Raw genomic sequence first — 22,171 nt, 5'->3', positions numbered from 1 at the left:
GCGCAGGCTGCCATCAAATTCAGAAACGAATGCAAAGACATGAGCTGCCCCAAGGTCGCTCTTGAGACATGCATGCGTCCCTTCGCTTGCCTAAGATGCAGCCCAACAAACGCAGCAATCAACAAGGAGAAGATGCATGCATGCTTGGCTTTGCGAGAACCCGGTCGGTGTTGAGGCCCTCAACTGGAAAGAACTGCCCACCCCCACACCGGGAAAAGGTCAGGTTTTGATACAAATTCAAGCTGCCAGCTTGAATTTCCCAGATCTGTTGATTGTTCAAAACAAATACCAGATGAAACCCGAGCTGCCCTTTGTGCCGGGCTCAGAGTATGCAGGGCGGGTTGAAGCCGTTGGCGAAGGCGTTACCCACCTGCAAGTGGGGCAAACCGTGGCCTGCCTGTCAGGAACTGGCGGCTTTGGAACACACACCTTGGCACTTGCCAAACTGTGCATGCCTTTGCCCGACGGATTTTCGGCCATCGATGGCGCGGCGTTCATCATGACTTATGCCACCTCACACCATGCTTTGGTGGACCGTGCCGCCTTGAAAGCCGGCGAGACCGTGCTGGTCTTGGGCGCCGCGGGAGGCGTGGGGACCGCAGCCATTCAAATTGCCAAAGCCATGGGTGCCAAGGTGATCGCAGCCGCATCCACCGATGAGAAATGCGCCTTGTGCACCACACTGGGCGCCGACGCCACCATCAACTACAGCACCGAAAACCTGCGCGACGCCCTCAAAACGCTGACCGAAGGCAAAGGCCCTGACGTGATTTACGACCCGGTGGGCGGTGACCTGGCCGAGCCAGCTTTCCGCTCCATCGCCTGGCGCGGCCGCTACTTGGTGGTCGGTTTTGCGGGTGGCCCGATCCCCGCGCTGCCCTTGAATTTGCCTTTGCTCAAGGGCGCTTCATTGGTGGGCGTGTTCTGGGGTGACTTTGCCCGACGCGAGCCCCAGGCCAATACCGCCATGATGGGTGAATTGGCGAAGTGGTATGGCCAAGGCAAGATCAAGCCCGTGATTGACCGCACCCTGCCCATGAACGAGTTGAAGGCGGCTTACACCTTGATGGGCTCGCGCAGTGTCAAAGGCAAACTGGTGATGGTGAACTGAGGCCGAGACCCCATCTTTCGCCACGCCATCAAAAAAGGAGGCCTTTTCAGGCCTCCTTTTTTTCGACTTTCAGATCCACAAGATCAGCTGGCCGTTGCCTCTTCAGGCTCGGTAGGCTCCGAGCGTGAAGCTCGGCTTTCTTTCTTCGGATTAGGCGTGATGTCCAACAAAACCTCGTCCTTGTCGTCGATGTCCACCGTGAGGCGACCACCTTCGGTCAAACGACCAAACAGCAACTCGTCGGCCAAGGCTTTGCGAATCGTGTCCTGAATGAGGCGCTGCATCGGGCGTGCGCCCATGAGCGGGTCGAAGCCCTTCTTGCCCAGGAACTTGCGCAAAGCGTCGGTGAAAGTGACCTCCACCTTCTTCTCGCCAAGCTGTGTTTCCAATTGCAGCAAGAACTTGTCCACCACACGCAAAATGATTTGCTCATCCAGCGGCTTGAAGCTCACCATGGCATCCAAGCGGTTGCGGAACTCGGGCGTGAACAGGCGTTTGATGTCGCCCATTTCGTCTCCGGCTTGGCGCGGGTTGGTAAAGCCAATGGTGGCCTTGTTCATGGTCTCCGCGCCCGCATTGGTGGTCATGATGATGATCACGTTGCGGAAATCGGCCTTGCGACCGTTGTTGTCGGTCAAAGTGCCATGGTCCATGACCTGCAGCAGCACATTGAAGATGTCCGGATGGGCTTTTTCGATTTCGTCGAGCAAGAGCACACAGTGGGGCTTTTTGGTCACGGCTTCGGTCAACAAACCACCCTGGTCAAAACCCACGTAGCCCGGAGGCGCTCCGATGAGGCGGCTGACCGCATGGCGCTCCATGTACTCGGACATGTCGAAACGGATCAGCTCGATGCCCAAAATGTAGGCCAACTGCTTGGCCGCTTCGGTCTTTCCAACGCCTGTAGGGCCGGAGAACAGGAAGGAGCCAATCGGTTTGTCGGTCTTGCCCAGACCTGAGCGGGCCATCTTGACAGCGGAAGCCAGCACTTCGAGTGCTTTGTCTTGGCCAAACACCACGGATTTGAGATCGCGCTCGATGGTCTGCAGCTTGCTGCGGTCATCGTTGGAGACGTTGGCCGGAGGGATGCGAGCGATCTTGGCGACGATGTCTTCGATCTCAGTCTTGCCAATCGTTTTCTTACGCTTGGACGCCACCTGGATCCGCTGTGCAGCACCGGCTTCGTCGATCACGTCAATCGCCTTGTCGGGCAACTGGCGGTCGTTGATGAACTTGGCCGACAACTCAGCCGCAGCCTGCAAAGCGGCAATCGTGTATTTGACGCTGTGGTGGTCTTCAAAGCGGCTCTTGAGGCCTTTGAGGATGTCCACGGTCTCAGAGACCGTGGGCTCGACCACGTCCACTTTCTGGAAACGGCGGCTCAAAGCCGCGTCTTTTTCGAAGATGCCACGGTACTCGGTGAAGGTGGTCGCACCGATGCACTTGAGCTGGCCGCTCGACAGCGCTGGCTTGAGCAGGTTGGACGCGTCGAGCGTGCCGCCTGAAGCCGCACCCGCACCGATCAGGGTGTGAATTTCGTCAATGAACAAAATCCCGTTGGGCTTGTCCTTGAGGGACTTCAGCACGCCTTTGAGGCGCTGCTCGAAATCACCCCGGTACTTGGTGCCCGCGAGCAATGCGCCCATGTCGAGCGAGTACACCGTGGCTTCGGCCAAGATATCGGGCACTGTGCCCTGTGTGATGCGCCAAGCCAGGCCTTCGGCAATCGCGGTTTTACCCACGCCCGCCTCGCCCACCAGAAGCGGGTTGTTCTTGCGGCGGCGGCACAGAATTTGGATCGTGCGCTCGACTTCGTACTCACGGCCAATCAAGGGGTCAATCTTGCCTTCTTTGGCAGCTTGATTCAGGTTGTTGGTGTATTGCTCGAGCGGCGAGGCTTTTTCGTTGCGTTCGCCGCCATTGCTGCCCTCTTCGCTCTCCGAGTTGGCAGGGTTTTCAGCAGATTTGGCCGCCTCTGGGGGGTCACTCTTGCGGATACCGTGGGCGATGAAGTTCACCACATCCAAGCGGGTGATGCCCTGCTGATGGAGGTAATACACGGCGTGTGAATCTTTTTCACCAAAGATGGCGACCAACACATTGGCGCCCGTGACTTCTTTTTTGCCACTGCCTGTGGACTGCACATGCATGATGGCGCGTTGGATCACACGCTGAAAGCCCAAGGTGGGTTGCGTGTCGACCTCTTCTGTGCCAGACACTTGAGGCGTGTTGTCCTTGATGAAATTGCCCAAGGCTTTGCGTAAATCATCAATATTGGCAGCGCAAGCGCGCAACACTTCGGCAGCACTGGGGTTATCGAGCAATGCCAACAGCAAATGTTCGACGGTGATGAATTCGTGGCGTTGCTGACGGGCTTCAACAAAGGCCATGTGCAAACTGACTTCCAATTCCTGGGCAATCATGTGATTTCCTTTATGCCTTGCTGAGAGAGATTCAAAAGAGTTGGGGCATATTGCCCACTATTCAATAGGTTCGCTGACACATTGCAGGGGATGGCCTGCTTGTTTGGCAGCATCGAGCACTTGGTCCACTTTGGTGGCCGCCACGTCGCGCGAATAAACTCCGCAAACGCCTTTTCCGTCCAAGTGGATTTTGAGCATGATTTGGGTGGCCGCCTCACGGTCTTTGCTGAAGAACTCCTGAATCACCATCACCACGAACTCCATGGGGGTGTAGTCGTCATTCAGCATCGCCACCTGGTACATCTGAGGCGGTTCTATTTTTTGGGCACGTCGCTCAAGAACCACGGTTGCGCCGCCATCGGGCGTGCTCGGTGATTCTGTCGGCAGCGTGGGATTTGTGGGTTTCTTCGTTGCCATGAATTCATTCTATCGATGCTTTCATGCCCTTTGCGACTGCCGCTTGAAAAGTCTTGGCATTGGACAGCCCAAAATCGGTCCACCCCGGGTAAACCGCACATTGACAAAATTGACAGTCATCCATCAAACTGAAATGACAAGTACAAAGATGGAGACATCGTATGCCCAGTGGTACGGTCAAATGGTTCAACGATGCCAAGGGTTTTGGCTTCATCCAGCCCGATGGGGGCGGCCCCGATGCATTTGCGCACTTCTCGGCCATTCAGGCCGAAGGGTTTAAAACTTTGAAAGAAGGGGCGCGGGTGGAGTTTGATTTGGTAGAAGGGGCCAAGGGTGTGATGGCCTCGAACATTCGCCCCAGCGAAGAAAACACCACTTCGGTCCAAGCCCCCTCCTCAACCGCCCCGGAAATCGGCCGCTGACTGCTTTATCCTCTGCACTTTGCCAATATTGGCATGACAGATGGATAGAGCCATGAACCGCCAAACTTTTTCGCCTCAGACTTGGGCCAAGTTGACTTCATACCTGCCGTATTTCAGCCTTGCAGGGTGCCTCCGCTCTGGGCTACGGACTTTGCTGCTTCTCGCAAGCGGGCTTGCCTTGAACGTTTGGGCGCAGACGGGTCCACAACTTCAGTTGCCACGCACCAAATTGAATGCGGGCATGCATGTTTTGGATGTTCAGTTGGCCCAAACCCCAGAACAGCGACAAATTGGGCTGATGTGGCGCAAAGACATGCCACAGCACGAGGGGATGTTGTTTGTCTTTGAACAAGCCGCTCAGCAGTGTTTTTGGATGCGCAACACCTTGATTCCGCTTTCAGCAGCCTTTGTGGCCGACGATGGAAGCATTGTGAACATCGCGGACATGAAGCCACAAAGCGACGATTCACACTGCTCCGAGAAACCCGTACGTTTCGTGCTGGAGATGAATGTGGGCTGGTTCGCCAAACGGCAAATCAAAGCCGGGTATCAATTGAGCGGTACCGTTTTCAAGCGCTGAATTGAAAAACCGACGGGCTTACACACCCCAAACCAAGTCTGACTGTTCGGCCAGACATCTTTTGAGCGTTTTCAGCATGGGTGCTGCCCGTTGGCTGATTTGCACCATGGCATCCTTCTCATCATCCAGGAAGCCTTTTCCTGATGCGCCCGCTGCCTGCTTGTGCTCTTGGCGTTTGGCAGCCTCTTGCGCCAACGCGGACTCCAAACGGGCAATCGCTGCAGGGATGTCTTGGGCCAACACAATGCCTTTGACGGGGTCATTGCCCAACATCATGTGAAGCAAGGCCCGAGCGTCGGGCTCCAGCATAATGAGATCGCTGGCGGCTTTTGATTTGAACTTGAACAGCATGGTGGGCTCCAATGAGGAATGATTCAGCGGCCCACCATCTCCACACCTTCGTCGTCAACGGCATCGCCCTGAATCAAGGCCTTGAGTTTATGGCTTGCATGGAAGGTGGCAACACGACGTGCATCAATAGGAATCAATTCTCCTGTGCGCGGATTGCGACCCGGACGAGCTGCCTTGGTGCGGATCTGGAAATTGCCAAAACCGGAAATTTTGACGTCATCGCCAGAAATCAGGCTGTCCACCACCAGGTCAAAAAAGGCATCCACCATGTCCTTCGACTCGCGCTTGTTCAAGCCAATTTGCTCGAACAACAAATCGGCCAAGTGCGCCTTGGTCAGCGCAGGTGTTTCCAGTGATTCAAAACTGATTTGCATGGCGATCTCAGGAACGCAGTCGTGCAGCGACTTGCTGTGTCAACTGGGCCAGCACGGCATTCATTGCGGCATCGATTTGTGCCTCGGTCAGCGTGGCTTCGTCGCTGTGCAAATTCAGGCGAACAGCCAAGCTTTTCTCGCCCACAGCCAAACCACCGGTCGACTCGGCCTTGGGTCGGTAGATGTCAAACAAAACGACGTCACGCAGCAAGCCTTCTGTCGGCGCGGTGTGGATGGTGTTCATCAGTTGGGCATGTGTGACCTGCTCGCTCACGATGACCGCGATGTCGCGCTCAACTGGTTGGTGCTTGGCCACGCTCTTGGACACGGGGACCTTGCGCGCGATAACAGCGTCCAGTGACAACTCAAAAACCACGGGGGCGCTGCTCAGTTCCCATGTTTGACGCCAGCGCGGATGCAACTCGCCAACATGACCAATGTCCACGCCATCCAACACCACGCGAGCCGAACGACCGGGGTGCAACGCCGGATGCTCTGCTGCGACAAATTCCGCCTTGCGCGGGGCCAGCAGCTGCTCCACATCGGCCTTGACATCGTAAAAATCGACGTGACGGGCTTTGCCTTGCCAGCTCAAGGGTTCGACCGGGCCCCATGCCATCCCTGCCACGCGCATGGGCTGGTCAAAGCCGTCCACCGTGGTGTCTGTGCTTTTCACAGTGTCATTGCGCAGGAACACGCGACCCAACTCAAACACGCGCACACGGTCGGCCTTGCGGTCGGCATTGAACTTGACCACCTGCAAGAGCGAGCCGATCAGGCTCGAGCGCATCACGCTCATCTGGCTGGCGATCGGGTTGAGCAGGCGAATCGGGTTGGTGTGACCAGCCAGCTCTTTTTCCCAGGCTTCTTCGACAAAGCTGTAATTGATGGTTTCTTGATAACCCAGAGCCGCAATGGCGCGGCGTACGGCGGACGGGCTGCGCTCGGTCTCAGGGCGCACCTTGGCAGTGATGGGGGCCAGAGGCGGGTTTGTGGGCAGGTTGTTGTAGCCCACCATGCGGGCCACTTCCTCAATCAGATCTTCTTCAATCTGCAAATCAAAACGGAAGCTGGGCGGCGTTACGGTGACGGTCCCTTCGCCTTCGGCGACTTGCAAACCCAGGCCGCGCAAGGCATCGGCGCATTGCTGCTGCGTCAGCGGCATACCGATCACCTTGACCGCACGCGCCACGCGCAGTGTGACGGGTTGGATGGCTGGAATGTTCAGAATCTGGTCATCAATGGGGCCGACTTGGGTCTCGGGCGTGCCGCAGATATCGAGCACCAGCTGGGTGATGCGCTCGATGTGCTCCACGGTGAGCTGAGGGTCTACGCCACGCTCAAAACGGTGGCCGGCATCGGTCGAGAAGTTGAAGCGGCGCGAACGGCCCGCGATGGCCGTGGGCCACCAGAAGGCGGCTTCGATGTAGATGTTTTGGGTGACGTCGGACACGGCGGTAGCGTCGCCACCCATGATGCCCGCGAGCGACTCAACCTGGCTGTCGTCAGCGATCACGCCGACCTTCTCGTCCACGGTCACGGTGTTGCCATTGAGCAACTTGAGCGACTCCCCTGCCTTGCCCCAGCGCACCTGCAGGCCGCCGTGGATCTTGTCGAGGTCAAAAATGTGCGAGGGGCGACCGAACTCGAACATCACGTAGTTGGAGATGTCCACCAAGGGGCTCACGCTGCGCTGTCCGCAACGCGCCAAACGGTCCACCATCCACTGCGGTGTTTGGGCTTGGGTGTTCACGCCCTTGACCACACGGCCGCTGAAACGGCCGCACAGGTCGGGGGCCTGCACATGCACTGCCAGTTTGTCGCTGATCTGCGTGGCCACTGCCGCGAACGTTGGTGCCTTCAAAGTCGCACCGGTCAAGGCCGACACTTCGCGGGCGATGCCGTACACGCTCAAGCAATGCGCCAAGTTGGGCGTGAGCTTGAGCGTCATCAGTGTGTCGTCCAAGTTCAAATACTGGCGAATATCCTGCCCCAGAGGCGCGTCTGCGGGCAACTCCAACAGGCCACCGTGGTCGTCGGCGATCTGCAGTTCTTTGGCCGAGCACAGCATGCCCTGGCTTTCGACACCGCGCAGCTTGCCGACTTTGATCAGGAAAGGCTTGCCATCTTCACCAGGCGGTAATTCAGCCCCCACCATGGCACAAGGCACGCGAATGCCGACACGGGCATTGGGCGCACCACACACAATGTTCAGCAGACTGCCCTGCCCCACATCGACCTGGCACACGCGCAGGCGGTCGGCGTTGGGGTGCTGCAAGGCTTCCTTGATTTCACCCACCACGATTTTGGTGAACGGCGGAGCCACAGGCTCGAGCTCTTCCACTTCGAGACCGGCCATGGTCAGGGTGTCGGCCAGTTGCTGGGTCGTCAGGGACGGGTTGCAGAACTCGCGCAACCAGGATTCAGGAAATTGCATGACTCGGGTCTCGTGTGTCGGACTTGGGAGGTAATTACTGGAACTGGCTCAGAAAGCGCACATCGCCGTCAAAGAACAGGCGCAAGTCGTTGACGCCATAGCGCAACATGGTGAAACGGTCCATACCCATGCCGAAGGCAAAACCAATGTAGTGTTCGGGGTCCAAGCCCATGTTGCGCACCACGTTCGGGTGGACTTGACCGGAGCCACCGACTTCAAGCCAGCGACCCGCCAAAGGGCCGTTTTGGAATTGGATGTCGATCTCGGCGCTGGGCTCGGTGAAGGGGAAAAAGCTGGGACGGAAGCGCAAGATCAAGTCATCGCTTTCGAAGAAGGTGCGGCAAAAATCGGTGACCACGACTTTGAGGTCTTTGAAGCTCACGTTCTCACCGATCCACAGGCCTTCACACTGGTGGAACATCGGAGAGTGGGTGGCATCGGAGTCCACGCGGTAGGTACGGCCCGGCGCGATGACGCGGATCTCGGGCATGCCTTGGCCCGCATCGAGTTGGTTTTTGTAGCGCTTGACGTGCTGCACCGCATGGCGGATTTGCATGGGGCTGGTGTGTGTGCGCAGCAAATGACCGCCTTCGACGTAGAAGGTGTCGTGCATGGAGCGGGCTGGGTGGTCTTCGGGCGTGTTAAGGGCGGTGAAGTTGAACCAGTCGGTTTCGATCTCAGGACCCTGGGCCACTTCAAATCCCATGGAGCCAAAAATGTTTTCGACGCGCTCGAGCGTGAGCGAGACGGGGTGCAAACCGCCCGCATTGGCGCTGCGGCCAGGCAGCGTCACATCCAGCGCTTCGGCTTTGAGCTGCGCTTGCAACTCGGCGTCGGCGAGGGCCTGGCGGCGGTCATTCAATGCAGCCTCGATCGCCTGCTTGGCGATGTTGATAGCGGCGCCGCGGGTTTTCTTGTCTTCCACGCTCAGAGCGGCCATGCCCTTCATCAGCTCGGTGATGCGACCGGCTTTGCCCAGAAACAGGGCTTTGGCGTTTTCGAGGTCAGCAGGTGTCAGTGCCTGCGCAAAACTCTGGCGGGCGGATTCGACCAGGGTGTCCAGCTCGTTCATGGTGTGGGAGATCGTTGATCTGTGTGAGAAAGAACAAAAAAGGGATTGAAGCTTTTGCGAGCCTCAATCCCTTTGATCGAGTGCGTGGCACAGACCCGAAGGCCCGTGTCACCCATGGACTCAAGCTGCGGCCAGTTTGGCTTTGACTTGGTTCACGATGCCAGCAAAAGCGGCCTTGTCGTGCACAGCGATGTCCGCCAGCATCTTACGGTCGATTTCGATGGCAGCCTTCTTCAGGCCGTTGGCGAACTGGCTGTAGGTCAGACCGCATTCACGCGCAGCGGCGTTGATACGGGCAATCCACAACTGACGGAACACACGCTTTTTGGTGCGGCGGTCACGGTAGGCGTATTGGCCAGCCTTCATCACCGCCTGTTTGGCGATGCGGAAGACATTGCCGCGGCGACCGCGGAAACCTTTTGCAAGGGCCAAAACTTTCTTGTGACGGGCGCGTGCCGTTACACCACGTTTAACGCGAGGCATATTTATTCTCCTTGTTCGTCAGTAATTACAGGCCAGCCATGGGCAGCATCTGAGCGATGTGACCCATATTGGTCTCATGCACAGCCACTGCACCGCGAAGGTGACGCTTGTTTTTGGTGGTCTTCTTGGTCAGGATGTGACGTTTGAAGGCTTGACCGCGTTTAACGGTTCCACCGGGACGAACACGGAAGCGCTTTTTAGCACTGCTTTTGGTCTTCATCTTGGGCATATCAATGCTCCTTTAATTGTGCTCGTGAGGCGTCTGCAAAAAATTTGCAGCCTTGTTGGCCCCGAGCCACTTTTAACAAGAGTCACCCGAAAGTGACTCTCGACCCAACCAGCCCGAAGGCCGATCAAATTCTAATTAAGCTGTCTCAGCAGGTGCAGACGCATCTGCAGCCTTGCCACCCGCAACCGGTTTTTTACGGCCTGGTGCGATCATCATGATCATCTGGCGACCTTCCAGTTTTGGAAACTGCTCCACGATGATCGAGTCGGCCAATTCGTCACGAATCCGGTTCAGCAAGTCCATGCCCAACTCTTGGTGGGTGATCTCGCGACCGCGGAAACGCAATGTGATCTTGCATTTGTCACCATCTGCCAAAAAGCGGCGGATGTTGCGCATCTTGATGTTGTAGTCACCATCGTCGGTACCTGGGCGGAACTTGACTTCTTTGATGTCAATGACCGTCTGCTTGGCTTTGGCTTCTGCCGCACGCTTTTGCTCTTGGTATTTGAACTTGCCGTAGTCCATCAAACGGCAAACCGGAGGGGTGGCTGTGGCGGCAATTTCAACCAAGTCCACATCCATCTCACCTGCAAGACGCAAAGCCTCAGCCAAGGACAAAATGCCCATCGGCTCATTTTCAGGGCCGGAAACACGGACCTCAGGGGCCATGATTTCACGGTTCAAACGGTGTTTACGTTCTTCGCGGTGGCGACGATCACGAAATTCGGTAGCGATGACTCAATCCTTTACGGAACAAAACTGCAAAAAGCAGCCCATCCGTCTTTGTGCCCACGGGCCAAAGCTTCTGGCGAAAAACACCTTCAGGCTTTAGAAGCGATGTCGGCTGCAATGAGTTCAATGAACGCATCGATCGACATCACACCGAGGTCTTTGTTGCCTCGGGCGCGCACTGCGACGGTACCTGCCGCCTTCTCTTTGTCGCCAGCGACAAGGATATAAGGCAGCTTTTGCAACGAATGCTCTCGTATTTTATACGTGATTTTCTCGTTACGCAGGTCCAAATCCACCCTAAGGCCTTGATTTGACACCGATTTTTGCAGTTTTGCAGCGATTTCACGACAGTAATCGGCCTGTGCATCCGTGATGTTCAGCACAGACACTTGCAGGGGTGCCAGCCATGTGGGCAAGGCGCCCGCATGCTGCTCAACCAGAATCCCGATGAATCGCTCCATGCTGCCCACGATGGCGCGGTGCAGAATCACAGGGCGTTGACGGCTGCCGTCTTCGGCGGTGTATTCAGCGTCCAGGCGCTCAGACAGGTTGAAGTCCACCTGGATCGTGCCGCACTGCCACTCACGACCAATGGCGTCTTTGAGGGTGTATTCGATCTTGGGACCATAGAAAGCGCCATCGCCTTCAGAAATAACGTACTCGCAACCCGATGCTGTCAAACTGTCCATCAAGGCTTTTTCGGCCTTGTCCCACAACTCATCAGAACCAATGCGGGCTGCTGGACGGGTCGAGACTTTGTACAAGATGTCGGTGAATCCGAAGTCGGCATAGACCTTCTTGAGCACCTTGGTGAAAGTGTCGCACTCAGGCAAGATTTGGTCTTCGGTACAGAAGATGTGCCCATCATCCTGCGTGAAACCGCGCACCCGCATGATGCCGTGCAATCCGCCCGAAGGCTCGTTGCGGTGGCACTGGCCGAACTCGCCGTAACGCAAGGGCAAATCACGGTAACTCTTGATACCCTGCTTGAAAATCAGGATGTGACCTGGGCAATTCATCGGCTTGAGGGCGTAATCGCGCTTTTCCGACTCGGTCGTGAACATGTTGTTCCGGTACTTGTCCCAGTGACCGGTTTTTTCCCACAGGCTCTTGTCGATGATCTGAGGGCCTTTGACCTCTTGATACCCGTTGTCACGGTAAACCTGACGCATGTACTGCTCGATGGTTTGCCAGACGGTCCAACCTTTGGGGTGCCAAAACACCAGACCCGGTGCATGCTCGTCGATGTGGAACAGGTCCAATTCGCGTCCCAGCTTGCGGTGGTCGCGTTTTTCAGCTTCTTCAAGGCGCACCAAGTACTGCTGCAGGTCATCCTTGCTGGCCCAGGCCGTGCCGTAGACGCGCTGCAGCATTTCATTTTTGCTGTCACCGCGCCAGTAGGCGCCCGCCACTTTCATGAGTTTGAAGTGCTTGAGCTTGCCCGTGCTGGGCACATGAGGGCCACGGCACAGGTCCTCAAAATTGCCTTCGCGGTACAAGCTGACATCTTGATCGGCAGGAATACTGGCAATGATTTCGGCCTTGTAATGCTCGCCCAGACCCTTGAAATAGGCCACCGCTTCGTCGCGTGGCAGAACTCGGCGCACCACTGGCTCGTCTTTGTTGGCCAGCTCGGTCATGCGTTTTTCGATGGTGACCAGGTCGTCCGGCGTGAACGGACGGGAGTAGGAAAAGTCGTAATAAAAACCGTTGTCGATCACGGGACCGATGGTGACCTGTGCCTCAGGAAACAAATCTTTAACGGCATAGGCCAACAAGTGCGCCGTAGAGTGACGGATCAGCTCCAGACCCTCAGGATCTTTGGCGGTCACGATGGCCAAGTTGGCGTTGGCCGACATGCTGAAACTGGTGTCCACGAGTTGACCATTGACTTTGCCGCCTAAAGCCGCTTTGGCTAGGCCAGCGCCAATGGAGGCGGCCACGTCAGCCACGGTCACAGGACCGGGAAATTCGCGCAATGAACCGTCGGGGAGTGTGATCTGAACCATGAGTTTGCAAGTAAAAAAGCGCGGCATAGGCCGCGCTTGGGGGAAATGTCTAAACGCTGAGGACAGATTTTACGCCGCCCTCGCCTTCAGCATGCCAAAGTTGATCAGTGGAACTGCTCTTCTTCGGTCGAACCGGTCAAGGCTTTCACGGAGGACGAGCCGCCCTGGATCACAGTGGTCACGTCGTCGAAGTAGCCTGCGCCCACTTCTTGCTGGTGTGACACGAAGGTGTAACCCTTGTCGCGTGCTGCGAATTCAGGCTCTTGCACCATGTTGACGTAGTGCTTCATGCCTTCGCCGTTGGCGTATGCATTGGCAAACTGGAATGTGTTGTACCAGTTGATGTGGATACCGGCCAATGTGATGAACTGGTACTTGTAGCCCAATGCTGACAAGTCTTCTTGGAACGAAGCGATTTGGCTGTCGTTGAGGTTCTTCTTCCAGTTGAAAGAAGGTGAGCAGTTGTAAGACAAGAGCTTGCCTGGGCATGCAGCGTGCACAGCTTGTGCAAATTCGCGAGCGAAGCCAATGTCTGGAACGCCTGTTTCGCACCACACCAAGTCAGCGTAAGGTGCGTATGCAACGCCACGGCTGATGGCTTGCTCCAAACCGTTTTTGACGCGGTAGAAACCTTCTTGTGTGCGCTCGCCCGTCAAGAATGGCTTGTCGTTGGCGTCGTGGTCAGAAGTGATCAAGTTAGCAGCTTCGGCATCGGTACGGGCCAACACGATGGTGGATGTACCCATGACGTCAGCAGCGAAACGTGCAGAGATCAATTTCTCGCAAGCTTCTTGGGTGGGCACCAACACTTTGCCGCCCATGTGACCGCATTTCTTCACGGCAGCCAATTGGTCTTCGAAGTGAACGCCCGCAGCGCCGGATGCGATCATGTTTTTCATCAATTCGAAGGCGTTCAACACGCCGCCGAAACCGGCTTCAGCGTCAGCGACGATGGGCAAGAAGTAGTCGATGAACTCTTTGTCGCCTGGGTTGATACCACGGCCCCATTGAATTTCATCAGCACGTTTGAAGGTGTTGTTGATGCGGCGAACCATGGTGGGCACCGAGTCATACGCGTAGAGCGATTGGTCTGGGTACATGGTTTCAGAAGTGTTGCCGTCAGCAGCCACTTGCCAGCCTGACAAGTACACAGCTTCCAAGCCAGCTTTGGCTTGTTGCATGGCTTGACCCGCAGAGATCGCGCCGAATGCATTGACGTAACCTTTTTTGGCGCCACCGTTGACTTTTTCCCAGAGCTTTTCTGCACCGCGCTTGGCCAAGGTGTGCTCGATGGGCATGCTGCCGCGCAGACGCACGACGTCGGCTGCAGAGTAACCACGCTTCACGCCTTTCCAGCGCGGGTTGGTGGCCCAGTCTTTTTCGAGGGCTGCGATTTGTTGTTCACGGCTCAGTTGTTCGGTGAGGTTAGCGGGCATGAGAAGACTCCTGAAGTCAAGTTGAAATCGGGCGATTTGGGCAGCGAATTCTGCTTTGTCGGTGCCTCAATCTTAACTCTTATAGAAGACTTATTTCGATTCTTATGTCTTATACAAGACTTATTTTTTATTGTTTAAAATCATTGCCTTAGGATAGAAATTCCACAATATGATTTTATTTTTTCCATATTGAGAAAATTTTCAGGGATCAATTGGCTTGAATTTTTATATTACGGAAAGCCCAGAAGAATCATGAGATTCCAGTCCATCAAAAAAGGCGTTAAAACTCAAATCAGAGCGCATCCAACACGCCAGGCAATATGACGTCACGGCAAATTCATCGCCAAGACAGAGAACAAAGAGATGTCTTAGCTCAAACAAATCGCCCAACACCTTAAAAAATCAGGATCAACCCCTATAGAAAAATGAGATTTCGGGTTGGAAAGGGGTCGATTCTCCAGTAGCATGCACTCAGCTGAAAACAAACTGTGAATCAGCGACGAACTCTTTTCCGATCAAAGGAACATCATCATGGCAACTGCGAAAAAAACCCCGGCAAAAAAAGCTGCTCCCGCTACCAAAGCAGCCCCAGCCAAAAAAGCTGCTCCTGCTAAAAAAGTGGCTGCAAGCGCTCCTAAAGCTGCGGCAAAAGCCCCAGCCAAAAAAGCTGCGCCTGCAGCAAAACGCACGCCTAACCCTGCGTTCATGAAGGCTTTGACTCCCAGTGCCGCATTGGCTGCTGTGGTCGGCGCCACACCGCTGCCGCGCACTGAAGTGGTCAGCAAAATGTGGGTTTACATCAAAAAGCACAACCTGCAAGACAGCGTGAATCGCCGTGCCATCAACGCCGACGACAAGCTCAAGGCTGTGTTTGGCAAAGCTCAAGTCACCATGTTCGAAATGGCAGGCTTGATCGGCAAGCACCTGAAGTAATTCAGCAAAGTTTTTGCCCATCAAAAAACCCGCCTTGGCGGGTTTTTTTGTTTCCGGGAATAGGCCTCTCAGAATCCAATGAAAAAAGGTCAGCCTTTGGGGGCTTGCTTCGCCAAAGCAGCTTGGGTGATGGCGCTCAAGGTTCCGCGTGTGGTGATCACCTCGGGGTCGAGAATCACCTCAATCAAAGTGCCTTGCGGACGCGCTAGAGCCTCAAGAAGCGCCGCTTCAAAGCCGTCGGTTTGCTCTAGGCGGACACCCACATACCCATAGGCTTGGGCCAACGCCGAAAAATCAGGATTTTGAAGACTGGAACCGGTCACATGATCGGGGTATTCGCGCTCTTGGTGCATGCGGATGGTGCCGTACATGCCGTTGTTGAGCAAAACAATGATGCTTTTACCGCCATGCTGGACTGCGGTAGCAAGCTCTTGACCGTTCATCAAAAAGTCACCGTCACCCGCGATGGTGAAGGCAACCCGGCCAGTCAATAAGTTCGCCGCAATGCCAGCAGGAACGCCATAACCCATGGCACCAACAGTTGGCGCCAACTGGGTTTTATAGCCTTTCACCAAGCCGTGGTGCTTGAAAAAGCGGTGCACCCAACTGGCAAAGTTGCCCGCTCCGTTGGTGAGCACAGCATCGGCTGGTAAATGCTTCTGCAGTGTCGCGACGATGGCGGGCATGTCGATAGGACCAGGCAGCGCTTGGGGCTGCAAGTTAACAAGATAGTCCGCATGGGCGAACTTCGTCCATTCAGTCCAAGGTAACTCGGGAGGAGCAGTCAAGACCTCCAAGCTGCGCGCTGCTGCGTTCATGGTGGCATGGATGGCCAAATCGGCTTGGTAAACCCGGTTGAGTTCCTCGGCGCTCGAATGGATGTGCACCAGTTTCTGACGGGTTTTCGGGGCTTGCAGCAGGGTGTAGCCCCCAGTGGTCATTTCCCCCAGACGAGGGCCAATGGCCAGGATCAAATCCGCATCACGAACACGCTGAGCCAAGGCGGGTCCAATGCCAATGCCTACATCACCCGCATACAGGGGATGGTGGTTATCAAAGGTGTCTTGAAAGCGAAAAGCATTGGTCACAGGCAACTGCCAGTTCTCAGCAAAACGCTGGAGAGCTTGGGCCGACTGCATCGTCCAACCGCCGCCCCCTGCAATCACCAATGGCTGGCGTGCCGCCAACAACATGTCGCGCAGGGTGCGCAGAGCGCCGGGGTCACTCCAAGCTTGTATGGGCTCCAAGCGTGGCAAAGGGTCCGAGTTGACGGGCTGAGTCAGCATGTCCTCGGGCAACACCAAAACCACTGGACCAGGTCGGCCGTTCATGGCCGTGGCAAATGCACGAGCGACGTACTCAGGTAAGCGCTCAGGATCGTCCACCCGTTCGACCCGCTTGGCCATGCCTTTGGTAGAGGGTCCAAAGAAATGGGTGTAATCCATTTCCTGGAAAGCTTCACGATCGCGGGTGTCGCTCGCCACGTCGCCCACAAACAAAATCATGGGTGTCGAGTCTTGGAACGCCGTGTGCACGCCAATCGACGCGTTGGTGGCACCGGGGCCGCGGGTCACAAAGCAAATCCCGGGACGCCCCGTGAGCTTGCCTTGCGCTTCGGCCATGAAAGCGGCACCGCCTTCTTGTCGGCAAGTGACAAACTGAATGCTTCCCCGGTGCAAGTGAAAGCCATCCAGCACCGCCAAATAACTTTCTCCTGGGACGCCAAAAGCATGGGTAACGCCTTGGGCCAGAAGGCATTCAACGAGCAGGTGGCCGGCAATTTTTGAAGTCATGCCTTATTGTGCCCAAGACCGTCCTGCCCGACTGTCACTGCCGCGCACATGAGGTGCCGCTCAGAAGCCATCAAACCGCCAGTTCGACCACCTTGAAGTCAAATTGCCCGGGGTTGCGGACCGGGTCCACCGTCACTTCGATCGTGCATTTGGGAGGGAAACGGCCTTCCAACAACAATTTCGACAAGGGGTTTTCCAAGCGCTGCTGAATGGCTCGCTTCAGGGGACGGGCACCAAACACCGGATCGAACCCTACTTTGGCCAATTCCGACAAAGCGGCAGGGCTGACATTCAAGTTCAGGTCCATGCGGGCCAGACGGGCTTGCAAGACTTGCAGCTGAATTTGGGCAATGCTGGCAATGTGCTCCGCATCCAAACCGTGGAAGACCACCGTCTCATCTATGCGGTTCAAAAACTCCGGACGGAAATGGGTTTTGAGTTCATCCCAAACCGCATCTTTGATGTCCTCTGCAGGCTGCCCCACCATGGACTGGATCAGGTGTGAGCCCAAATTGGAGGTCATCACAATTACCGTGTTTTTGAAATCCACCGTGCGGCCCTGGCCATCGGTCAACCGGCCATCGTCGAGGACCTGAAGCAAGACATTGAACACATCTGGATGGGCCTTTTCCACTTCGTCGAGGAGCAGCACGCTGTAGGGTTTGCGGCGCACAGCCTCTGTCAAATAACCGCCCTCCTCGTAACCCACATAACCGGGGGGCGCACCAATCAGACGCGCCACCGAGTGCTTTTCCATGAACTCACTCATGTCCATCCGGATGAGGTGGTCCTCGCTGTCAAACAAGAACCCGGCCAAGGCTTTGCACAATTCGGTTTTCCCCACGCCTGTGGGCCCCAAAAAGAGAAAAGAACCCGTGGGTCTGTTCGGATCAGACAGACCTGAGCGCGAGCGGCGGATGGCGTTGGCCACGGCGGCGATGGCCTCGTCTTGCCCCACCACCCGCTGGTGGAGTTTGACTTCCATTTGCAACAATTTCTCGCGCTCACCCTGCATCATCTTGGCCACAGGAATGCCTGTGGCCCGCGAGACCACCTCGGCAATTTCCTCGGCGCCCACTTGGGTGCGCAACAAGCGGTGCACAGGCTTTTCACCCGGTGCAGATTCTTTGGCTTGGACTTCTTTGAGTGTTTTTTCCAAAGCGGGCAATTTGCCGTACTGCAGTTCCGCCACTTTGTTGAAGTCGCCCTTGCGCGTCAGGTCTTCGATTTGCTGGCGCAACTGGTCAATTTCTTCACGCACCTGCTGCCCCCCCTGGGCTTGGGCTTTTTCGGCTTGCCAAATTTCCTCGAGGTCGGCCGACTCTTTTTTGAGCTTGACGATTTCTTCTTCAATCAATTCAAAACGCTTTTGAGAGGCTTCATCATTTTCTTTGCGCACGGCCTCGCGCTCAATTTGCAACTGAATCAGGCGGCGATCCAATTTGTCCATGACCTCGGGCTTGGAGTCGATTTCGATTTTGATTTTGGCCGCCGCCTCGTCAATCAGGTCGATCGCCTTGTCGGGCAAAAAACGGTCGGTGATGTAACGGTGGCTCAGTTCGGCCGCGGCCACAATGGCCGGATCGGTGATGTCGACACCGTGGTGAATTTCGTACTTCTCTTGCAAGCCTCGCAAAATGGCAATGGTGGCCTCAACAGAAGGTTCATTGACCAGAATTTTCTGGAAGCGGCGCTCCAATGCGGCGTCTTTCTCAATGTATTTGCGGTACTCATCCAGTGTGGTGGCTCCCACGCAATGCAGTTCGCCACGGGCCAATGCAGGTTTGAGCATGTTGCCCGCGTCCATGGCGCCTTCGGCCTTGCCAGCGCCCACCATGGTGTGCAGCTCGTCAATGAAAACAATGGTCATGCCTTCGTCTTTGGCCAACTCACTGAGCACGGTTTTCAGGCGTTCTTCAAACTCGCCACGGAACTTGGCACCGGCCAGCAATGCAGCCATGTCAAGTGACAGCACCCGCTTGCCCTTGAGTGAATCGGGCACCTCACCCGCCACGATGCGTTGGGCCAACCCTTCAACGATCGCCGTTTTGCCCACGCCAGGCTCGCCAATCAAAACGGGGTTGTTTTTGGTGCGGCGCTGCAACACCTGAATGGCCCGGCGGATCTCATCGTCACGGCCAATCACAGGGTCCAACTTGCCCATGCGGGCACGTTCCGTCAGATCAATGCAGTACTTTTTCAGAGCTTCACGCTGGCCTTCCGATTCAGCGCTGCCCACGTTTTGACCGCCGCGCACGGCATCGATGGCAGACTCCAGACTCTTTCGGCTCATGCCCTGCTCTTTGACCAAACGCCCAATCTCACCTTTTTGATCGGCCAAGGCCAACAAAAAGAGCTCGCTGGCAATGAATGCATCACCCCGTTTGATCGACTCTTTTTCGGCCGCTTGCAGCAGTTTGGCCAAATCAGGCCCCACCTGAACTTGGTCTTGTCCCGTCACCTTGGGCAAGCGGTTCACCGCAGTTTCAGCCGCCAACAGCAAACCTGGCACTTGCACGCCAGCCCGCAGCAGCAAAGATTTGGGGCCATCGTCTTGTTTGAGCATGGCCAGCAAAACGTGCGCAGGCTCGATGTAAGCATGGTCTCCACCCAGCGCCAATGACTGCGCATCGGACAGGGCTTCGTGGAATTTGGTGGTCAATTTATCTAAGCGCATGAAAGCTCTCCAATGGGACCTAGCTTGGGGGTGATTGGCCATTTTCAAGCGGCGCAAGCTGTGCTTTGTTGCCTAAAATCAAGAAATGCAGATCCATCAACTGTCCGTCAGCCACGAAGAGGTCCAAGACCGCTTGTTGGTGCGCCTGAACACACAAGAAGCACACGAATACCGTTTTTGGCTTACCCGCCGCTTGGCGCTTCGCTTGCTGCCGGCCTTGGACCAATCTCTGATTCGTTTAGAAGCTGCCCAACCCGGTGTTGCTGCCACTGACCTGAGCACGCAACAAATTTTGACGGACATCAAGCGAGATGCTTTCTTGCAAAACGCCGATTTCGCCACGCCCTATGCTGCTGTTGCACAACACTTGCCTTTGGGTCCTGAGCCCCTGCTGGTCACAGATGTCCAAATGACACTGCAAGCCCAAGGCAACTTGGAGGTGGTTTTTCAACAGAAAAAAGGTGACAGCATTCAGTCCTGCCACCTCAACCTGCAAGCCCAGTTGGTGCATGGATTGGTCCATTTGCTGAAAGAAACCTTGATCAAAGCCGAGTGGGAAATCGGCTCACCCGCTAGGCCTCTCAACAACGAGGCGTCAGGCCCATTACCCATGGGGCCAACGGCTTACAAACACTGAGCGGCAACAGTGCGCCCATGACACAGCAAGACACCCGTCACGGCGAAAGTTTTCAGCGGTTGTTGCTCTGAATGCCCCAACGGGCCAAGGCGGCATCGTCTGAAACTCGGGCGTCCACCCACTGCGCACCTTGCGGAGTTTGCTCTTTTTTCCAGAACGGGGCTTGGGTTTTGAGGTAATCCATCAAAAATTCACAAGCCTTGAAGCTTTCACCCCGGTGTGCAGAGGTCACGGCCACCAGCACAATTTGATCTGCAGGCAACAAACGACCAACACGGTGCACCACCCGAGCCGCATAAAAGTCAAAGCGCTGATGGGCTTGCTCAATCATGGCTTCGATCGATTTTTCGGTCATGCCAGGGTAATGCTCCAGCTCCATCGCTTGGACTTCATCTGCCGCTTGACCCGTGAGAGCGCGGGTGTCACGAACCGTCCCCACAAAACTGCAAACTGCCCCTACGCGCAAGTCTTGTTCACGCAGAAAGTTGATTTCTTGCGACACATCGAAATCTTCGGTTTGTATCGTCACTTGTGGCTGCATGCGTTCAGCCTCCGGTTACAGGTGGAAAAAATGCCACTTCGCAATCACCCACCAAAGCCGTGTTGTCGCTGGCCATGACTTGGTTGACGGCCACACGGACAGGCAAACCCAGGGCCAGGCACTGTGCGTGTGCACCACCGCGTGCGATCAAGGATTGCCGCAGGGCCGCCACATCGGCCGCCGAAGTTTCGATGGTCTCGCTGCCCACACCGATGGTTTCACGCAAGGACGCGAAATAACGCAGCTGAATTTTCATGACAGCCACTCCGAAAAAGACCAAAAGTTGAGCATATCCCCATGGGCAATGGTTTGATCAGCCGGGTTGTCAACCACCCCATCCCCCCAAACCACGGATGTCAAAACACCAGAGCTTTGGTTCGGAAAAAAATCCAAGCCGCCTTGGGCATTGCGCCGCACGCGCAAGAATTCACGCCGCTTGTCGGCTTTGGGCAGGTCAAAGTGAGCTGGCAAGCGGTACGCTACGGGCGGCTGAGCTTGAGCACCCTGCAGCGCAAATATCAAGGGTTTCACCAAAAGCAAGAAGGTGATGAAGCTGGAGACGGGGTTACCGGGTAAGCCCACAAAATGGGCCGTACCCGACACGGACTCTCGCCGCACATGGCCAAAGGCAAAAGGTTTACCGGGTTTCATGGCAATTTGCCAAAGTGCTAACTCGCCCAAGGCTTGCACCGCGGGTTTCACATGGTCTTCCTCACCCACCGACACGCCGCCGCTGGTGACAATCAAATCATGCTGCTCAGAGGCAGATTGGAGTGCGGCCACTGTGGCATCGCGGCGATCAGGAACGATGCCCAAATCGCTCACCTCGCAGCCCATTCGCTGCAACAAAGCCCGCAAGAAGAAACGGTTGGAGTTGTAAATGGCTCCGGGCCGCATGTCCCCTGGGGCCACATCGCCGGGCATGACCAACTCATCACCCGTCGAAAACAAAGCCACTTTAGGCCGCGCCATGACTTGCAGATGCGACAGACCCAAGCTCGCTGCCAAACCCAATTCGGCAGGACCGAGTTTTTGACCACGCTTGAGCACCGTGTCACCCGCTCTGACATCTTCGCCACTGCGGCGGATCCACTGACCCGCCTTGGGGGTGGTCAAGAATCGCACCCGGTTGGCATCCTGGCCGCTGATTGGCTCGGTTTGCTCCTGCATCACGATGGCATCGGCCCCAGGAGGAACCGGAGCCCCCGTGAAAATGCGTGCTGTTTGCCCAGGCAGCAAGTCCTCACCAAAGTGGCCTGCCGCAATCCGTTGCGTCACGGTCAATTCGGTACCTGATTGCTGAATGTCGGCGCTGCGAACAGCGTAACCATCCATGGAGGAATTGTCGAAAGCCGGCACCTGCAAAGCTGAGACCACGTCTTGCGCCAAGAAGCGACCATCGGCATCCAAAGTGGCCACCGTGTCTGACCGTGTCAAAGGATGAATGTGCTTCAACAAGGCCTGCAAGGCATCGTCCAGTGACATCAACGGAGCGCGGGGGGCGTGGCTCATGG

General features: G+C 56.1%; 21 protein-coding genes. 5 read left to right on the top strand and 16 right to left on the bottom strand.

Annotated features, from left to right (window positions below; all coding sequences use genetic code 11):
• Positions 1 to 136 precede the first annotated feature (136 nt).
• A complete protein-coding gene (locus SWE17_RS00485; RefSeq protein ID WP_322991173.1) occupies positions 137 to 1,111 on the top strand; it encodes an NADPH:quinone oxidoreductase family protein in 975 nt (324 codons plus the stop codon).
• 83 nt (positions 1,112 to 1,194) lie between these two features.
• Here SWE17_RS00485 and clpA read toward each other — a convergent pair whose 3' ends face one another.
• Together clpA and clpS are read right to left on the bottom strand one after the other, a co-directional pair.
• Positions 1,195 to 3,534, bottom strand: a complete 2,340-nt coding sequence (gene clpA / locus SWE17_RS00480; protein ID WP_322991172.1) for an ATP-dependent Clp protease ATP-binding subunit ClpA — start codon at positions 3,532 to 3,534, stop codon at positions 1,195 to 1,197.
• A gap of 57 nt (positions 3,535 to 3,591) precedes the next feature.
• A complete protein-coding gene (gene clpS / locus SWE17_RS00475; RefSeq protein WP_322991171.1) occupies positions 3,592 to 3,951 on the bottom strand; it encodes an ATP-dependent Clp protease adapter ClpS in 360 nt (119 codons plus the stop codon).
• A 161-nt stretch (positions 3,952 to 4,112) separates the two neighbouring features.
• On the opposite strand from clpS, the gene SWE17_RS00470 reads away from it, so the two are divergent.
• Together SWE17_RS00470 and SWE17_RS00465 are read left to right on the top strand one after the other, a co-directional pair.
• Positions 4,113 to 4,373: a cold-shock protein gene (locus tag SWE17_RS00470; RefSeq protein ID WP_322991170.1), complete on the top strand. Its 261-nt coding sequence runs from the start codon at positions 4,113 to 4,115 to the stop codon at positions 4,371 to 4,373.
• A gap of 52 nt (positions 4,374 to 4,425) precedes the next feature.
• Positions 4,426 to 4,953: a DUF192 domain-containing protein gene (locus tag SWE17_RS00465; RefSeq protein ID WP_416234940.1), complete on the top strand. Its 528-nt coding sequence runs from the start codon at positions 4,426 to 4,428 to the stop codon at positions 4,951 to 4,953.
• A gap of 18 nt (positions 4,954 to 4,971) precedes the next feature.
• On the opposite strand, the gene SWE17_RS00460 is transcribed toward SWE17_RS00465, so the two are convergent.
• The 9 genes from SWE17_RS00460 to aceA form a co-directional block, all read right to left on the bottom strand.
• Complete coding sequence (locus SWE17_RS00460; RefSeq protein WP_322991169.1) at positions 4,972 to 5,304, bottom strand: DUF1840 domain-containing protein; 333 nt, start codon at positions 5,302 to 5,304, stop codon at positions 4,972 to 4,974.
• 23 nt (positions 5,305 to 5,327) lie between these two features.
• A complete protein-coding gene (locus SWE17_RS00455; RefSeq protein ID WP_322991168.1) occupies positions 5,328 to 5,678 on the bottom strand; it encodes an integration host factor subunit alpha in 351 nt (116 codons plus the stop codon).
• Between the two features lie 7 nt (positions 5,679 to 5,685).
• A complete protein-coding gene (pheT, locus tag SWE17_RS00450) occupies positions 5,686 to 8,115 on the bottom strand; it encodes a phenylalanine--tRNA ligase subunit beta (RefSeq protein WP_322991167.1) in 2,430 nt (809 codons plus the stop codon).
• Positions 8,116 to 8,149: 34 nt separating this feature from the next.
• A complete protein-coding gene (gene pheS / locus SWE17_RS00445; RefSeq protein WP_322991166.1) occupies positions 8,150 to 9,187 on the bottom strand; it encodes a phenylalanine--tRNA ligase subunit alpha in 1,038 nt (345 codons plus the stop codon).
• Between the two features lie 120 nt (positions 9,188 to 9,307).
• The gene (rplT, locus tag SWE17_RS00440; RefSeq protein WP_026036460.1) at positions 9,308 to 9,670 is read right to left on the bottom strand and encodes a 50S ribosomal protein L20; all 363 of its coding nucleotides are present in this window, start codon (positions 9,668 to 9,670) and stop codon (positions 9,308 to 9,310) included.
• Between the two features lie 25 nt (positions 9,671 to 9,695).
• Complete coding sequence (gene rpmI / locus SWE17_RS00435; protein ID WP_019428895.1) at positions 9,696 to 9,899, bottom strand: 50S ribosomal protein L35; 204 nt, start codon at positions 9,897 to 9,899, stop codon at positions 9,696 to 9,698.
• A 135-nt stretch (positions 9,900 to 10,034) separates the two neighbouring features.
• Positions 10,035 to 10,634, bottom strand: coding sequence for a translation initiation factor IF-3 (gene infC / locus SWE17_RS00430; RefSeq protein ID WP_100119016.1), 600 nt, complete (start codon positions 10,632 to 10,634; stop codon positions 10,035 to 10,037).
• Between the two features lie 86 nt (positions 10,635 to 10,720).
• Positions 10,721 to 12,640, bottom strand: a complete 1,920-nt coding sequence (gene thrS, locus SWE17_RS00425; protein WP_322991165.1) for a threonine--tRNA ligase — start codon at positions 12,638 to 12,640, stop codon at positions 10,721 to 10,723.
• Between the two features lie 104 nt (positions 12,641 to 12,744).
• Positions 12,745 to 14,076: an isocitrate lyase gene (aceA, locus tag SWE17_RS00420; RefSeq protein ID WP_089958116.1), complete on the bottom strand. Its 1,332-nt coding sequence runs from the start codon at positions 14,074 to 14,076 to the stop codon at positions 12,745 to 12,747.
• A 531-nt stretch (positions 14,077 to 14,607) separates the two neighbouring features.
• On the opposite strand from aceA, the gene SWE17_RS00415 reads away from it, so the two are divergent.
• Positions 14,608 to 15,009 (top strand): SWIB/MDM2 domain-containing protein, encoded by a 402-nt coding sequence (locus SWE17_RS00415; RefSeq protein ID WP_322991164.1) that lies wholly within the window; start codon positions 14,608 to 14,610, stop codon positions 15,007 to 15,009.
• Between the two features lie 89 nt (positions 15,010 to 15,098).
• Here SWE17_RS00415 and SWE17_RS00410 read toward each other — a convergent pair whose 3' ends face one another.
• Both SWE17_RS00410 and clpB read right to left on the bottom strand, forming a co-directional pair.
• Positions 15,099 to 16,802, bottom strand: coding sequence for a thiamine pyrophosphate-binding protein (locus SWE17_RS00410; protein WP_322991163.1), 1,704 nt, complete (start codon positions 16,800 to 16,802; stop codon positions 15,099 to 15,101).
• A 70-nt stretch (positions 16,803 to 16,872) separates the two neighbouring features.
• Positions 16,873 to 19,479, bottom strand: coding sequence for an ATP-dependent chaperone ClpB (gene clpB, locus SWE17_RS00405; RefSeq protein ID WP_322991162.1), 2,607 nt, complete (start codon positions 19,477 to 19,479; stop codon positions 16,873 to 16,875).
• 85 nt (positions 19,480 to 19,564) lie between these two features.
• Here clpB and SWE17_RS00400 point away from each other — a divergent pair, with 85 nt between their 5' ends.
• Entirely contained in the window at positions 19,565 to 20,116 is a 552-nt protein-coding gene (locus tag SWE17_RS00400; RefSeq protein WP_322991161.1) for a hypothetical protein, read from the top strand.
• A 52-nt stretch (positions 20,117 to 20,168) separates the two neighbouring features.
• On the opposite strand, the gene SWE17_RS00395 is transcribed toward SWE17_RS00400, so the two are convergent.
• The 3 genes from SWE17_RS00395 to glp are packed head-to-tail and all read right to left on the bottom strand — an operon-like array spanning position 20,169 to position 22,169.
• The gene (locus tag SWE17_RS00395) at positions 20,169 to 20,657 is read right to left on the bottom strand and encodes a molybdenum cofactor biosynthesis protein MoaE (RefSeq protein ID WP_322991160.1); all 489 of its coding nucleotides are present in this window, start codon (positions 20,655 to 20,657) and stop codon (positions 20,169 to 20,171) included.
• Between the two features lie 4 nt (positions 20,658 to 20,661).
• A complete protein-coding gene (gene moaD, locus SWE17_RS00390) occupies positions 20,662 to 20,913 on the bottom strand; it encodes a molybdopterin converting factor subunit 1 (protein ID WP_322991159.1) in 252 nt (83 codons plus the stop codon).
• Positions 20,910 to 22,169, bottom strand: a complete 1,260-nt coding sequence (gene glp / locus SWE17_RS00385) for a gephyrin-like molybdotransferase Glp (RefSeq protein ID WP_322991158.1) — start codon at positions 22,167 to 22,169, stop codon at positions 20,910 to 20,912. Before glp ends, moaD begins: the two co-directional genes overlap by 4 nt.
• Positions 22,170 to 22,171: the final 2 nt, after the last annotated feature.

The sequence above is a fragment of the Limnohabitans sp. genome (genome assembly GCF_034680285.1).
In the GTDB taxonomy this organism is placed as follows: domain Bacteria; phylum Pseudomonadota; class Gammaproteobacteria; order Burkholderiales; family Burkholderiaceae_C; genus Limnohabitans_A.
This window is presented reverse-complemented; position numbering and strand designations above follow the sequence as displayed.

Bases quoted from the DNA above. Each gene is read 5' to 3' on its own strand.
- SWE17_RS00485 (WP_322991173.1), top strand. From the start codon at position 137: ATGCATGCTTGGCTTTGCGAGAACCCGGTCGGTGTTGAGGCCCTCAAC.
- clpA (WP_322991172.1), bottom strand. From the start codon at position 3,534: ATGATTGCCCAGGAATTGGAAGTCAGTTTGCACATGGCCTTTGTTGAA.
- clpS (WP_322991171.1), bottom strand. From the start codon at position 3,951: ATGGCAACGAAGAAACCCACAAATCCCACGCTGCCGACAGAATCACCG.
- SWE17_RS00470 (WP_322991170.1), top strand. From the start codon at position 4,113: ATGCCCAGTGGTACGGTCAAATGGTTCAACGATGCCAAGGGTTTTGGC.
- SWE17_RS00465 (WP_416234940.1), top strand. From the start codon at position 4,426: ATGAACCGCCAAACTTTTTCGCCTCAGACTTGGGCCAAGTTGACTTCA.
- SWE17_RS00460 (WP_322991169.1), bottom strand. From the start codon at position 5,304: ATGCTGTTCAAGTTCAAATCAAAAGCCGCCAGCGATCTCATTATGCTG.
- SWE17_RS00455 (WP_322991168.1), bottom strand. From the start codon at position 5,678: ATGCAAATCAGTTTTGAATCACTGGAAACACCTGCGCTGACCAAGGCG.
- pheT (WP_322991167.1), bottom strand. From the start codon at position 8,115: ATGCAATTTCCTGAATCCTGGTTGCGCGAGTTCTGCAACCCGTCCCTG.
- pheS (WP_322991166.1), bottom strand. From the start codon at position 9,187: ATGAACGAGCTGGACACCCTGGTCGAATCCGCCCGCCAGAGTTTTGCG.
- rplT (WP_026036460.1), bottom strand. From the start codon at position 9,670: ATGCCTCGCGTTAAACGTGGTGTAACGGCACGCGCCCGTCACAAGAAA.
- rpmI (WP_019428895.1), bottom strand. From the start codon at position 9,899: ATGCCCAAGATGAAGACCAAAAGCAGTGCTAAAAAGCGCTTCCGTGTT.
- thrS (WP_322991165.1), bottom strand. From the start codon at position 12,640: ATGGTTCAGATCACACTCCCCGACGGTTCATTGCGCGAATTTCCCGGT.
- aceA (WP_089958116.1), bottom strand. From the start codon at position 14,076: ATGCCCGCTAACCTCACCGAACAACTGAGCCGTGAACAACAAATCGCA.
- SWE17_RS00415 (WP_322991164.1), top strand. From the start codon at position 14,608: ATGGCAACTGCGAAAAAAACCCCGGCAAAAAAAGCTGCTCCCGCTACC.
- SWE17_RS00410 (WP_322991163.1), bottom strand. From the start codon at position 16,802: ATGACTTCAAAAATTGCCGGCCACCTGCTCGTTGAATGCCTTCTGGCC.
- clpB (WP_322991162.1), bottom strand. From the start codon at position 19,479: ATGCGCTTAGATAAATTGACCACCAAATTCCACGAAGCCCTGTCCGAT.
- SWE17_RS00400 (WP_322991161.1), top strand. From the start codon at position 19,565: ATGCAGATCCATCAACTGTCCGTCAGCCACGAAGAGGTCCAAGACCGC.
- SWE17_RS00395 (WP_322991160.1), bottom strand. From the start codon at position 20,657: ATGCAGCCACAAGTGACGATACAAACCGAAGATTTCGATGTGTCGCAA.
- moaD (WP_322991159.1), bottom strand. From the start codon at position 20,913: ATGAAAATTCAGCTGCGTTATTTCGCGTCCTTGCGTGAAACCATCGGT.
- glp (WP_322991158.1), bottom strand. From the start codon at position 22,169: ATGAGCCACGCCCCCCGCGCTCCGTTGATGTCACTGGACGATGCCTTG.